11 protein-coding genes are annotated in these 13,345 nt (G+C 74.6%); 6 read left to right on the top strand and 5 right to left on the bottom strand.

Annotation, left to right across the window (positions count from 1 at the left end):
- Positions 1-134 precede the first annotated feature (134 nt).
- From LP52_RS12120 to LP52_RS12110, 3 genes are all read right to left on the bottom strand, one after another.
- A complete protein-coding gene (locus LP52_RS12120; RefSeq protein WP_040273336.1) occupies positions 135-599 on the bottom strand; it encodes a nitroreductase/quinone reductase family protein in 465 nt (154 codons plus the stop codon).
- A 67-nt stretch (positions 600-666) separates the two neighbouring features.
- Entirely contained in the window at positions 667-1,857 is a 1,191-nt protein-coding gene (locus tag LP52_RS12115; RefSeq protein ID WP_040273335.1) for an acyl-CoA dehydrogenase family protein, read from the bottom strand.
- A 69-nt stretch (positions 1,858-1,926) separates the two neighbouring features.
- Positions 1,927-3,240 carry a CaiB/BaiF CoA transferase family protein gene (locus LP52_RS12110; protein WP_052809754.1) on the bottom strand — a complete coding sequence of 438 codons (1,314 nt, stop codon included), beginning with the start codon at positions 3,238-3,240 and terminating at the stop codon, positions 1,927-1,929.
- A gap of 429 nt (positions 3,241-3,669) precedes the next feature.
- Here LP52_RS12110 and LP52_RS12105 point away from each other — a divergent pair, with 429 nt between their 5' ends.
- A complete protein-coding gene (locus tag LP52_RS12105; RefSeq protein ID WP_040273333.1) occupies positions 3,670-4,479 on the top strand; it encodes an SAM-dependent methyltransferase in 810 nt (269 codons plus the stop codon).
- Positions 4,480-4,565: 86 nt separating this feature from the next.
- A complete protein-coding gene (locus tag LP52_RS12100; RefSeq protein WP_040273331.1) occupies positions 4,566-5,123 on the top strand; it encodes a DinB family protein in 558 nt (185 codons plus the stop codon).
- 93 nt (positions 5,124-5,216) lie between these two features.
- On the opposite strand, the gene LP52_RS12095 is transcribed toward LP52_RS12100, so the two are convergent.
- Together LP52_RS12095 and LP52_RS12090 are read right to left on the bottom strand one after the other, a co-directional pair.
- Positions 5,217-5,834, bottom strand: a complete 618-nt coding sequence (locus LP52_RS12095; protein ID WP_193789980.1) for a Uma2 family endonuclease — start codon at positions 5,832-5,834, stop codon at positions 5,217-5,219.
- A gap of 362 nt (positions 5,835-6,196) precedes the next feature.
- The gene (locus tag LP52_RS12090; protein WP_040273329.1) at positions 6,197-8,560 is read right to left on the bottom strand and encodes a primosomal protein N'; all 2,364 of its coding nucleotides are present in this window, start codon (positions 8,558-8,560) and stop codon (positions 6,197-6,199) included.
- 145 nt (positions 8,561-8,705) lie between these two features.
- On the opposite strand from LP52_RS12090, the gene fmt reads away from it, so the two are divergent.
- The 4 genes from fmt (at position 8,706) to LP52_RS12070 (ending at position 13,343) form a co-directional block, all read left to right on the top strand.
- Positions 8,706-9,638: a methionyl-tRNA formyltransferase gene (gene fmt / locus LP52_RS12085; protein ID WP_040273327.1), complete on the top strand. Its 933-nt coding sequence runs from the start codon at positions 8,706-8,708 to the stop codon at positions 9,636-9,638.
- Between the two features lie 201 nt (positions 9,639-9,839).
- A complete protein-coding gene (locus LP52_RS12080) occupies positions 9,840-11,333 on the top strand; it encodes an RsmB/NOP family class I SAM-dependent RNA methyltransferase (RefSeq protein WP_040273326.1) in 1,494 nt (497 codons plus the stop codon).
- A 112-nt stretch (positions 11,334-11,445) separates the two neighbouring features.
- Complete coding sequence (gene rpe / locus LP52_RS12075) at positions 11,446-12,111, top strand: ribulose-phosphate 3-epimerase (protein WP_040273324.1); 666 nt, start codon at positions 11,446-11,448, stop codon at positions 12,109-12,111.
- Positions 12,112-12,296: 185 nt separating this feature from the next.
- Positions 12,297-13,343: a phosphatase PAP2 family protein gene (locus tag LP52_RS12070; RefSeq protein ID WP_084723135.1), complete on the top strand. Its 1,047-nt coding sequence runs from the start codon at positions 12,297-12,299 to the stop codon at positions 13,341-13,343.
- Positions 13,344-13,345 lie beyond the last annotated feature (2 nt).

The following is a 13,345-nucleotide window of genomic DNA, read 5'->3' as shown; positions in this document are numbered from 1 at the left end:
CGTGCCAAGCCTCCGGGCGGGAGCACGTGCCCCCGCCCGGAAGCCAGCGTGGTCGAACGGCGCGTCCGGCACATCCTGCCGGGTGTCGACACCGCGTGCTGCTTTGGTTGTACCGAGGGGCCCGGCCCCGTGCCCTACAGCCGGATCGTGGTGCTGCGGACGATCTCGAAGACCGGGTGCGTCGCAACCTCCTGCTCGAACGTCTCGACCGGGGAATCGGGCGCGGCCGTGAACTGGTCGGCCACCACCGTCGCCCGGGGATGGTCCAGGTACGCCTTGAGCACCGGGGCCGCGCGCTCCCGGTCGGCCTCCACGACGCTGATCAGCTCGATCCACCCGCCGTGGCGCAGCGTGCCGAACCGGTCGCGGCGGATGTTGCGCACCCAGCCCGCCTCGCCGTAAGCACCGACGAGGAACCTGCCCAGCTCGTTCTCCACCAGGCTGACGGGCGTGGTGCGCAGGAATCCCGACTGGTGGCCGCGCGTGGTGAGCAGCCGCATGTCGCCGGGGCTGATGCCGTACCTGATGAAGCCCGCGATGACGGCGTTGGCTGTGCGCCGCAGCCGTGTACGGGGAAAGCGGCCGGCCTGGTCTGGCATGGACGTCTCCCTAACTCGGATGTCCCCATTGTGGTGCCTCGGCGCGTCGCCCGCACCCCGCAGCGCCTTACCGGAACGCCGAGACCCCGGTCACCGCCTGGCCGATGCTCAGCGCGTGGATCTCCTCGGTGCCCTCGTAGGTGGCCACCGTCTCCAGGTTCACCATGTGCCGCATCACCGGATACTCCAGGGTGATGCCGTTGGCCCCGTGCAGCGAGCGGGCGGCGCGCGCCACGCGCTGGGCGGCCGCGACGTTGCCGAACTTGCCCAGGCTGATGTGGTTGCGGTGGCAGGCGCCCTCCTCCTTCAGCCGGCCGATCCGCATCGCCGTCAGTCCGGCCTGGTTCACATCGAGCACCATGTCGGCGAGCTTGCGCTGGGTGAGCTGGAAGCCCGCGATGGGGCCGCCGAACTGCTCGCGGGTGGTGGCGTAGTCCAGCGTGGCGGTGTAGCAGGCGCGCGCCGCGCCGACCGCGCCCCACACGATGCCGTAGCGGGCCTCGTTGAGGCAGGACAGCGGCGATCCCAAGCCCGAGGATCCGGGCAGCACCGCGTCGCCGGACAGCCGCACCCCCTCCAGCACCAGCTCGGAGGTGATCGAGGCGCGCAGCGAAAGCTTGCGGTGCACGGTGTTGGCGGCGAACCCGGGGGTGTCGGTGGGCACCACGAACCCGCGGACGCCCTCGTCGGTGGCGGCCCACACCACCGCCACGTCGGCGACCGAGCCGTTGGTGATCCACATCTTGGTGCCGTCGAGCACCCAGTCCGAGCCGTCGCGGCGGGCACGCGTGCGCATCGATCCCGGGTCGCTTCCGGAGTCGGGCTCGGTCAGCCCGAAGCAGCCGATCGCCTCGCCGGCCGCCATACGCGGCAGCCAGGTGTTCTTCTGCTCCTCGGAACCGAACCGGTGGATGGCGAACATGGCCAGCGACCCCTGCACGGACACGAAACTGCGCAGCCCCGAATCGACCGCTTCCAGCTCGCGGCAGGCCAGGCCGTAGGAGACGGCGCCGGCGCCCGCGCACCCGTAGCCCTCCAGGTGCATGCCCAGCACGCCCAGCTTGCCGAAGGCCCGGGCCAGCCCGCGCGGGTCCGGGAGCGTGCCCTCCTCGAACCAGTCGCCGACGCCGGGGCGCAGCTCCCGGTCGGCGAAGGCGCGGACGGTGTCGCGGATGTCGGCCTCCTCGGCCGACAGCGTGGCGTCCAGCGCGAGGAAGTCCTGCGGGTCGGGCGCTTCGGGCCGGTTCTTTTCACTCATTGCCGGGTGCCTCCTTCGGGTCGCGGGCAGGTGGTGCAGCGGGGCGCGGCGGCGCGGGCTCGGATGCGGTCAGCCGGAGGGCGGCGCGTGTCCGGACCCGTCCCTGCGGGGCGCCTGGTGTACCGCGCCGCGCTCGATGAGCCGGGCGACGCGGTCGGCGGGCACTCCGGATTCGCCGAGCACGTGCGCGGAGTGCTCGCCCAGCAGCGGGGGCGGGGCGGTGGAGCGGTCGCCGTCCGCGGCCGCGGAGTCCAGCCGGAACCCGGCGCGCACCAGGTCCAGCGGTCCGGCGGTGGGGTGGTCGGTGCCGAGCAGCACGTCGTCACCGGCCTGCTCGGCGCTGCGCACCGCGTCGAGCACGCCGCGGACCCGTCCGACGGGAACACCGGCCTCCAGCAGCAGCTCCGACCACTCCCGGGCCGGGCGGGCGCGCAGCTCCGCCGAGATCTCGGCGACCAGCTCGGCGCGGTGGGCCACCCGGTCGGGGTTGGTCGCGAACCGCGGGTCGGCGGCGAGGTCGTCGCGGCCCAGGACCGCGCACAGCTTCCGGTAGAGGGCGTCGTTGCCGGCCGCGATGACGATGTCGGAGTCGGCGGTGGGAAACGCCTGGTAAGGGACGATCGAGCCGTGGGTGTTGCCCACGCGCTCGGGTTCGGTGCCGGTGACCAGCGCCTGCTGGGTGACGTTGGCCAAGCCCGACAGTGCCGAGTTGACCAGGGACACGCTGATGTGCTCGCCGCGTCCGGCGGCGCGCGCCCGCACCAGCGCGCCCAGTACGGACACCGCGGCGTTGAGGCCGGTGAGCACGTCGGTGATGGCCACCCCGGCCTTGGCGGGCGGGCCGCCGGGCTCGCCGGTGGCGGCCATGAACCCGCTCTCCGCCTGCACGATGAGGTCGAATCCCGGGCGCTCGGCGGGCTCGTGCTCGGGGCCGAAGCCGCTGATCGAGCAGTAGACGACGGCGGGGTTGCGAGCGCTGACGTCGCCGTAGCCCAGGCCCAGGCGATCGACCACGCCGGGGCGGAAGTTCTGCACCACGACGTCGGCGCCCGCGCAGATGTCCTGTACCGCCGCCAGGCCGTCGGGGTCCTTCAGGTCCACCGCCAGGCTGCGCTTGCCGCGGTTGACCGACAGGAAGTAGCTCGCTTCGTCTCCGGCCCACGGCGGCCCCCATGCGCGGGTGTCGTCGCCGCGGCCGGGATGCTCGATCTTGACCACGTCGGCGCCCATGTCGGCCAGCAGCATGGTGGCGTACGGGCCGGCCAGCACCCGCGAAAGGTCGGCCACACGCACCCCTTCGAGAGGCCGACCGGGCGCGCCGGGCGCCGCACCGGATGCGGCGCCGGTCCGCGGCTGCTCCTCGCCGTGCGCCTCTTCGGTCACGTCCGCTCCCTCCGGTCCCCGTGCTCGCTCGCCTCGTCCGCGCTCCGACGACGGCAGGCCTCAGGTGCGGCACGCCGCCGGACGCCGGCCGCGGCGGCGCCGCACACCGACCACGATCTCACCGCGGGTTCCGGGAGGCCGCGCCCGGTGTTCCCTCCGGGGCCGGAAAGGCCCCGGGCCGGAGGTCAGGGGGGTCACAGTATCCCCGACCGGTACGACAGGGCGCCAACCGGCGCCGATCGCGACGCCGCTGCGGTCGGAGGGCGCCCCCGGAGTCGGTTCCGCCGCCGAGGATGACGCATCGGCGCCCCCGCCGCCCCGCCGCCACGTCGGAAAGGATGGTGAAGTTTTCCAAGGGTGAATGATTTGACTCACAACCGGTAACATCGATCGCTAACGAAGGGGCCGACGGCTCGGGGGAGCGCGATCGTGACTGACCACTGGCAAGCGGTGCACATCGACGACGACCGGCCCGTGGCCGAGGTCCCCGATCAGCGCGTCGTGAACATCGGGCGGCGCCGGGGCCGCCCCGCCTCGCAGCCCGGAACCACCGGCGATCCCGGCGGATCCGACGAGGCGGGGGTGGCCGGCGAGCCGGGTGCGGCGCGTCGGTACGCGAGGGTTCCGGCGCAGGTCGGCGGTTCCCCGATCGAGGCCCGGCGCGGGTTCCTGCGCCGGGCCGTGGGCTATCTGGCCGCCGACGCCGGCGTCCGCCAGTTCGTCGACCTGGGTTCGCGCCTGCCCGCGGGGGAGGGGATCGGCAGGGCCGCGCGCGAGTACGCCCCCGGCTCCCGGGTCGTCTACGTCGACGCCGAGTCCTCCGCCGCCCTGCGGGGCGGACGCGCGGACGACGCCGACACCGGCGCGGCCGTGCTCGCCGTGGAGCGCATGGACCCCGACACGCTGATCGACCGGCTCACCCGGTGCGGGCTCATCGACACCGCCGAGCCGGTCGGGGTACTGCTCACCGACACCACCGCGCTGCGCCGCGACGGCGTCCTCGTCCACGACCTGGTCCGCGCCCTGTACCCACGGCTGGGGCCCGGCGGGCACGTCGCCGTCGCCCAGCCCGTCGCCGACGCGCGCGACCCGCATTGCCGGGAGTTCGCCGCCGCGGTGTTCGACCCCTTCACCCTCATCGAACCCGGGCTCGCCGACATGGCCTGGTGGCCCTATCCCGACGAGGAGGTGAGCGGGGAGCCCACCGGCGTGCTCGCGGGGCTGGGCCGGCGCGGCTGAGTCGGCTCGCGCGGCGCGGGCCGCGCGGTTGCCGTCCGAGAGACCCGCGGGAGAATGCGGAGCGGGCGAGCGGCAGGGGAGTGGCCATGGCGGCGCCGGAGTGGGGCGCGGAGATCATCGACCAGCTGGAGTTCCACTGGGACAACACGATGTGGCCCAGGCTGCGGGGACTCGACGACGACGAGTACTTCTGGGAGCCGGTCGAGGGCTGCTGGTCGGTGCGGCCGCGTCCGGACGGCGCCTTTTCGATCGACCGGGCCTGGCCCCCGCCCGAGCCGCCGCCGGTCACCACGATCGCTTGGCGGCTCAGCCACATGATCGTGCTCGTCCTGGAGATGCGCATCGACCACCACTTCGGCGACCGGGCGATGTCGCCGGAGGACGCCGTTTGGCCGGGCGGCGCCGATGAGGCCCTCGACCGGCTGGAGCGCGCCTACCGCCGCTGGTGCGGCGAGGTGCGCAAGCTCGGCGACGCCGAGTTCGCCGCCCCGGTCGGGGCCGCCGAATCCCCGCAGTGGTCGCAGCACTCGTTCGCGACTCTGGCCTTGCACGTCAACCGCGAGATCATCCACCACCACGCCGAGGTCGCCCTGCTGCGCGACCTCTACCGGTCCCACCCGGCGCACCAGGAGGATGCGGTGTGAGGACCGCGGGGAAGCGCGGGCGGAGCCGGCGCCCGTCCTCGTCTCGCGGACGGCAGAGCACCGACCGCCCGCGCCGTGCGGCCCCGCCGCCGTTCAGGCTCCCGCAGCCGGGGCGCCGTAGACGTGCCTGCGCCAGGAGCGGTCCGGTGCCATGAGCCAGTGCGGAACGAACGCGGCAGGGAACGGAGCGTCGGTCTCGAACTCCGCTTCACCGAAGACCTGCGAGGCCTCGCGGTACTGGCCGTCCTTGAGACGCAACTCCAGTACGCCGGGCTCCTCGGCGTCGGGGCTGATGATCCAGTAGGACTCGATGCCGAATTTCGCGTACTCGACGCGTTTGGTGTGGTGATCGCGGAACACGCTGCTCGGCGAGACGATCTCGACGGCGAGAAGAGGCGGCCGAGTCAGGTACGGCGCCTCATAGTCCTCGTCCCGAATCACCGCGAGGTCGGGAATCCGGTGGTGTGTGTGGTCGGCATTGAAATTGACACCCGGGCCCGAGAGGACGATGAATTCCTCGGGAGCCCAACCGGTGAGCACATGACTCAACCTGGTGTCTATCAGCGAATGCGGCGAAGTGGGAGAAGGCGACACCTCAAGCCGCCCGTCGACCAGCTCGTAGCGGTTGCCGTCCTCCGGCATGCGCTCCAGGTCCTCCACCGTCAGCGGGCGCGGATGCGGATCCGTTTCGCCGATGCTCATGACAGCCATCATGCCTCCTCGCGTGCATGGGACCAAGTATTCAGAGTCGGCCCGGTTCACGGGCGGTTTCGCATTGACTCGACCGACAGAGGGAGGCCGATCCGGCGGGCGCCGGCGGAAACCGTTTCCGAACCCCGTGGCACCGCGGATTCCGTATCCGCACCCTGCAGCGGGTCCCTGCGGATCCGGGGCGGTCCGGCCTCCCGGGCGCTGCGGGCCGAGGGCGCGGCCGGTCCGACGCTCCCCGGCGCCGGCGGGTCGCGGCGGCGGAGCGGCTCCCGCATGCGCCGCGGTTCCGCCTTACGCAGGAAGCCCCCGGAAGGGTCAGGCGACCCAGGCCGGAATCCCCGTCCTTTAGAGCGGGGAGCACGTCAAACCACCTGCAGCGGGTCCATGCGGATCTGGGCCAGGTGCTCGTCCTTGCGAGCGCTGCGGGCCGAGGCCGCGGTCTTGAGGGCGGCGGCCAGGGCGAGGGTGTCGGCGCGCGGCACGCGCAGCAGGGCGCGCTCGGCGGAGGAGTCGCCGGACTCGCCGCCTGCGCCGCCCACCGGCACCGGACCCAGCAGCTCGGCGGACTCGGGCCGGTCGACCTGGTCCAGCAGCTCGCGCACATGGGCGGGCTGGCCGGTGACCGAAGCCATCGTCACCGCCGGAGGGAATCCCAGTTCCCGCCGCTCGGCCAGCTCCCGCTCGGCGAACCCGGCCGGATCCCAGCGCACCAGAGCCTGAGTCGCCGGCAGCTGGGCGTCGGCGACCACCACGACCCGACCTCCCTCCGCCGCCGGCCGCACCAGCGCCGCGGCGTTGCACCAGCGGCGCAGCGCCTCCTCGGAGGCCCGCAGGTCCGCGCGGCCCAGCAGGGCCCAGCCGTCCAGCAGCACAGCGGCCGCATACCCCCCCTTGGCCGCGGGCTCGGCACCGGGCGTGGCGACCACCAGTGCGGGGCGCTCGCCGACCTCGGCCAGCACCTCATCGCGCCCGGAGGTGCGCACGGTCAGCGCGGGAAACGCCCGCCCCATCTCCTCGGCGGTCCGTCGGGCGCCCACCACGTTCGCGCGCATCCGGGTTCCGCCGCACGGTACGCAGCTCCACTCGCCGGCGATCCTGCCGCACCAGCGGCAGTAGGGCATCGCGTGGGCGCCGCGGACCGCCAGCGGCCCCTGGCAGGAGCCGCACCGCGCCGGGGTCCGGCAGGAGGCGCAGGCCAAGCCGGCCAGATAGCCGCGACGGGGCACCTGGACCAGGACCGGGCCGCTTCGGGCGGCCTCGCGGGCGACGCGCAGGGCGAGGCTGGGGATCCGCGCGGTGCGGGCCGCCTCGTCGCGCGCGAGCTCACTGTCGTCGCCCGAGGCCTGCACACGCGGCGCCCGCTCGCGCACGGCGGTGCGGTCGGCCGCCAACGGGTGCGCCCAACCGGACTCGGCGAGCTGCGCGGCCTCGCTCGTGCGGGTGAAGCCGCCGATGAGCGCCGCCGCCTGCGCCCGGTGCGCGCGTATGGCCAGGACCGTGCGCGCGTGGGGGTAGGGCGCGTGCGGGTCGGCGTGGACGTCGTCGCCGTCGTCCCAAAGCACCACCAGGCCCAGGTCGTGCACCGGAGCGAAGGCGGCGGCCCGGGTGCCCACGACCACGCGGGCCCGGCCGCGCAGCACCGTGAGCCACCGGCGGTAGCGCTCGGCGGGGCCCAGACCGGCGGTCAGCGCGACGTGGCGGCCTTCGCCCAACCGCCGGGTCATGGCCGCGTCGACCGCCTCGACGTCGCGGCCGTCGGGCACCACCACGACCGCCCCCTGCCCCGCCGCGTGGGCGGTGGTGGCGGCGACGGCGATCGCGTCGGCCCAGTCGGGGCCGGGAAGGGCGTTCCATACGGCGCGCGGCGCCGCGCCCGAGTGCAGCGCGGCGAGGAAGGAGCGGCCGGCGGGGTAGTCCGCCCAGGGACCGGGGCCCGGAGCGGGAGGGGTCTGGGGGGCGGGCGAGCCGTCGTCGGAAGCCGGGGCGGTCCCGTCCGGGGCGGGAACCGGCGCCTGGGCCTGCTGTGCGGCCTCATCGGGCTCCGCGGCGGGGGCGGGCGTCGACGCGGCGCCGCCTCCGTGCGGCGTGCCCGGCGCGGGCTCCTGCGGCCCTCCCTGCTCGGGGGCTTCAGCGGCGGCTTCGGCGCCGGTCGGGCGGTCCTCCTTCTCCACACGGGCGTGGCGCGGGGGCACCGCCAGCCGGAGCACGTCGCTGAGCGTGCCCGCGTAGCGGTCGGCGACCGCGCGGGCGAGCCCGCTGATCTCGGGGGTGAGTACGGGCTCGGGCGAGACCACCTGGTGCAGGTAGGCCAGCTTGCCCTGGAACTCGGACTCGGCGCACCGTTCGATCAGGAAGCCCGCGAGCAGCTGCCCGTTGAACCGGACCCGCACCCGGCAGCCCGGCACCGCATCGGCGTCCATGCTCTCGGGCACCCGGTAGTCGAACAGCCGGTCGAGGTGGGGGAGCGGTGTGTCGACGGCGACGCGGGCGACGGGATCGTGCTCGGCCGGGCGCTGCTGCTTGGGGCGCTTGGCCTTCACCGCGGCCGCGGTGCCCTCGGCCGCCGTGCCCCCCTTCTTCGCGGACGCCGCGCCCTTGCCGCCGCCTCCCGCGGAGCGCCCGGTCTGCTCTCCGCCGCGCCCGCTCGCGTCGGTCGGCCCGGTTCCCGCGCCGGAGGTCGACACGTCGAACAGGGCCCCGTCGTCGGGTTCGGGCAGCGGAGTCATCGCACAACAGGTCTACCAGAACCCGCCGACACCCCCGCGGTCCTGCACCGACGCCGCCGTGTTCAGCGAGCCCCGCCCGCAGCCTCGGACGGGCTGGTAGACAAGGTGGCAGGCGGAACACAACCAGGTGAGGAAGAGCGGTCGGATGAAACTGGTCTTCGCGGGAACCCCCGAGGCGGCGGTGCCTTCGCTCAAGGCGCTGCTGGCGTCCCACCACGAGGTGGCGGCGGTCGCGACCCGCCCCGACGCCCGCGCAGGGCGGGGGCGTCGCCTTGCGCCGAGCCCGGTCGCCCAGGTGGCCGAGGAAGCGGGCGTGGAGGTGCTCAAACCCGAGAAGGCGAGCGACCCCGAGTTCCTCGACCGGCTGCGTTCCATCGGCCCCGACTGCTGCCCCGTGGTGGCCTACGGCGCGCTGCTGCGCCAGGAGGCCCTGGACATCCCGCAGCACGGCTGGGTGAACCTGCACTTCTCGCTGCTGCCGCAGTGGCGCGGAGCGGCGCCGGTTCAGCACGCGGTGCTGCACGGCGACGACCTCACCGGTGCGGCGACCTTCCGCATCGAGCCCGAGCTGGACTCCGGGCCCGTGTTCGGCACCGTGGTCGAACCCATCGGGCCGCGCGACACCAGCGGCGACCTGCTCGCCCGCCTCGCCGAGTCGGGAGCGGACCTGCTGCTGCGCACGCTGGACGGCATCGAGGCCGGTGAACTGGCCCCGCGCCCCCAAGGCCGGGACGGCGCCTCCGTCGCGCCCAAGCTCGCCCCCGCCGATGCCGAGGTCGACTTCACGGCCCCGGCGATGCGCATCGACCGGCTGATCCGCGCCTGCACGCCCTCGCCCGGCGCGTGGTCGACCTTCCGCGGTGAGCGCCTGAAGTTCGGCCCGGTCCGCCCGGTCACCGACGCCGACGCCCTGCCGCCCGGCCGTCTCGGCGTCACCAAGGACCGCGTGTTCGCCGGCACCGCCACCCACCCTGTGGAACTGGGCGAGGTCCAGCCCCAGGGCAAGCGCAGCATGGCGGCCGTCGAGTGGGCGCGCGGTGTCCGCCCCACCGACGACGACGTGCTGGGCGCCACGTGACCTGCGGCTGAACCACTCTTCCGGGAATCCGCATTCCGGCGGCGGGACGGGCGCCCGGCGCCGGGTACGCACAGTGAGTATCCTCGAAGTCCGGCCCGCTCCCGCATCCTGCGCCAGATCGGCGATTCCGCCGCCGTGTCCAGGGGCGTAGCGCGCGGGCCGGTCCAGACCCCTCCGGTGAGGCTGAAGGCAGAGTTCCCTGTGAGTGATCGTTCCAGTTCGCCCTACCGTTCGCCCCGCAAGAACGGGGAGAAGGGCGGCAAGAACACGCCGCCGGCCCCGAAGGATCCGGCGCGCCGGGCCGCCTACGACGTGCTGCGGGCGGTGCAGGACCGCGACGCCTACGCCAACCTCCTCCTGCCCTCGATGCTGCGCGAGCGCGGCATCCACGGGCGCGACGCCGCGCTCGCGACCGAGTTGACCTACGGCGCGCTGCGCCGCCAGGGCACCTACGACGCGATCCTCGACGCCTGCATCGACCGCTCGCTGGATTCCGTCGACAGCGAGGTGCTGCCCGTACTGCGATTGGGCGCCCACCAGCTGCTGTCCACGTCCATCCCGCCGCACGCCGCCGTCAGCGCGACCGTCGACCTGGCCCGCCGGGTGGTCGGACACCACCGGGGGCGGTTCGCCAACGCGGTGCTGCGCAAGGTCGGCCGCCGCAGCCTGGAGGACTGGACCGCGATCGTGGCCCCCGACCGCGCCGCCGACCCGGTCGGCCACCTCAGCGTGGTCCACAGCCACCCTCGCTGGATCGTCGAGGCACTCGCCGCCGCTCTGGGGGAGGACCCCGCGGGCGGGCCGGCGGGCGCCGGCGGGTCCGGCGCCGAAGACGGGCAGACCCCGCCCTTCGCCGAGACCGAGCGGCTGCTCGCCGCCCACAACGAGCGTCCGCGGGTCACGCTGGTCGCCAAGCCCGGGCGCGCCGCCGTCGAGGACCTCCTCGCCAGCGGCGCCACCGAGGCCCGGTTCTCGCCCTACGGCGCCTACCTGACCGAAGGGGACCCGGCGCTGCTGCGCGAGGTCCGCCAACGCCGCGCCGCCGTCCAGGACGAGGCGAGCCAGCTCGTCGCGCTGGCGCTGACCCGGGTCGGGGTCGACGGCTCCGACGCCCGCTGGCTCGACGCCTGTGCGGGCCCCGGCGGCAAGTCCGCCCTGCTGGGCGGGCTCGCCGGCAAGCGCGACGCCCGCCTGCTGGCGGCCGAGGTGCAACCCGCCCGCGCAGGTCTGGTCGCCGGTGCGGTGGAGCGCTCGCCGCGGGACGCGGCCCGCGCCGTGGTGGCCGACTCCACCCTCCCCGCCTGGCGCGCGGGCTCCTTCGACCGGGTGATCGTCGACGCCCCCTGCACCGGCCTCGGCGCGCTGCGCCGCCGCCCGGAGGCGCGCTGGCGGCGCACGCCCGAGACCGCCGAGGGCCTGGCGCCGCTCCAGCGCGGCCTGCTGCGCAGCGCGCTGGACTCGACCCGGCCCGGCGGCGTGGTCGCCTACGTGACCTGCTCGCCGCATTCGGGCGAGACACGCGGCATCGTCGAAGAGGTCCTGAGCGAGCGCGGCGACGCCGAGGTGCTGCGGGCCGCCGACTACCTCGACGAGGTCCCCGACATCGCGGCCGGCCCCGGCGGCGAATACGTGCAGTTCTGGCCGCACCGCCACGGCACCGACGCGATGTTCCTGGCCCTGGTGCGCAAGCGCTGACGTCCGCACCGGGCCCCGCCTGCGGGGCGCGGCCCGGCGGCCGGTCCTCGACCGGTCCCGCGGTTCGGCGCGGGGCCCTGGCGGGCCGCGGCCCGCTAATAGAATCGGCGGCGTGGCAATCCAAATCTCACCCAGCATCCTCTCCGCCGACTTCGCGCGCCTGGCCGACGAGGCCGCGGCGGTCTCCGGCACGGCCGACTGGCTGCACGTCGACGTGATGGACAACCACTTCGTGCCCAACCTGACCCTGGGCCTGCCGGTTGTGGAATCGCTGCTCACGTCGGTGACCGTGCCGATGGACTGCCACCTGATGATCGAGGACCCCGACCGCTGGGCGCCCGCTTACGCCGAGGCCGGGGCCGGAAGCGTCACCGTGCACGCCGAGGCGGCCCGCTCTCCGGTGCGCACCCTGCGCGAGATCCGCGGACAGGGCGCGCGGGCCGGGTTGGCGCTGAACCCGGGCACCGCGCTGGAGTCCTACGCCGATCTGCTGCCCGAGGTCGACATGCTGCTGATGATGACCGTCGAACCCGGGTTCGGCGGGCAGAGGTTCCTCGATCTCGTGCTGCCGAAGATCCGCCGCGCCCGCGATCTGGTCGCGGCGAACGGGGGCTCGGTCTGGCTGCAGGTGGACGGCGGCATCACCGAGGAGACGGTCGAGCGCGCCGCGGCGGCCGGGGCCGACGTGTTCGTCGCCGGCTCGTCGGTGTACAAGGCCGACGATCCCGCCGCCGCGGTCCAGGCGCTGCGCGCCCAGGCGGAGAAGGCCGCCGGTTAACGCGCCCGCTCGCCCTGACGGCCGCCGCGGAAGCCGCACCGCCGCCCCGCCCGCCCGCGGGGCCCGGGCTCGGCTTGGGGTAGGGCCGGATGGGCGTCTACGATCACCCGTAACCGAGGTCTGGAATTCGGTGTCGGAACGCACCGGTAAGGCGCGCTCCAGGCTCTGAACCGGGCGAGGTGTGCATGGACGCGGTGTGGGACGTCGAGATCGTCGTCGTCGAGTGGGTCCAGAGCGTGGGCGGGTGGCTCGCGCCGCCCATGGAGGCGATCAGCTCCCTGGGTTCCCTGGCGATGCTGCCGGTGCTGGTCACCTTCGTCTTCTGGTGCCTGCACGCGGGTATCGGAGCGCGCCTGTTCGTGTACGTCTCCGGCGCCGGCGTGGTCGCCGACCTGCTCAAGATCGCCCTGTACGGCCCGCGGCCCTCCTGGTACCACCTCTCCGTGCGTCCGCTGATCGCTCCGACGACCTTCGGCACTCCCTCCGCCCACGCCGTGACCTCCCTGATGACGTGGGGGTACGCGGCGGTGCGGTTCCCCAGGCGGTGGGTGCGGGGCACGTGCGCCGCGATCGTCCTCGCCGTGGGCCTCTCGCGCATCTACCTCGGCGCGCACTTCATCACCGACCTGCTGGCCGGCTGGCTCGTGGCCGCAGGGCTGCTGTGGGCGGCCCTGCGGTACGAGGACGCGGTCCTGCGGCGCTGGCGCCGCCTGGGCCTGCCGGCGCAGGCGGGCCTGGCGCTGGCCGCCTCCGTGCTGCCGGTGCTGGTCGCCGCCGGCGTCCAAGCGCTCTTCCACTCCGGCTGGACCCCGCCCGAGGACTGGACCGGGACGGTGCCGCCCGGGCTCAACGGCGCGTCGCTGGAGCACACGGCCGGTGTCGCCGGCGGGCTGTTCGGCGGTGTGGCCGGACTCTCGGCATTGGCGGTGCGCGGCTGGTACAGCGCCGCGGGCCCGGCGGTCTCGCGCGCGGCGCGCTATGTGATCGGCGTCTCGGGGATCTTCCTGATCCTGGCCGCAGCGGACGTGATCGTGCCCCAGGCCGCCGGCACAGCGGGCGTGGTGCGCGAGTACGTGGTCTTCGCGCTGATGGGCGCCTGGTCGGCGCTGGGTGCGCCCGAGCTGTTCGTGCGCATGGGCCTGGCCGAGCGCCCCGAGGGACCCGGCCGCACCGACGGCCGCGGGCAGGCCGCCGACGCGCCGTTGGACGGCCCCGCTGCCGGCCGGGAATGACC

Source organism: Streptomonospora alba (genome assembly GCF_000826685.1).
Taxonomy (GTDB): Bacteria; Actinomycetota; Actinomycetes; order Streptosporangiales; family Streptosporangiaceae; genus Streptomonospora; species Streptomonospora alba.
This window is presented reverse-complemented; position numbering and strand designations above follow the sequence as displayed.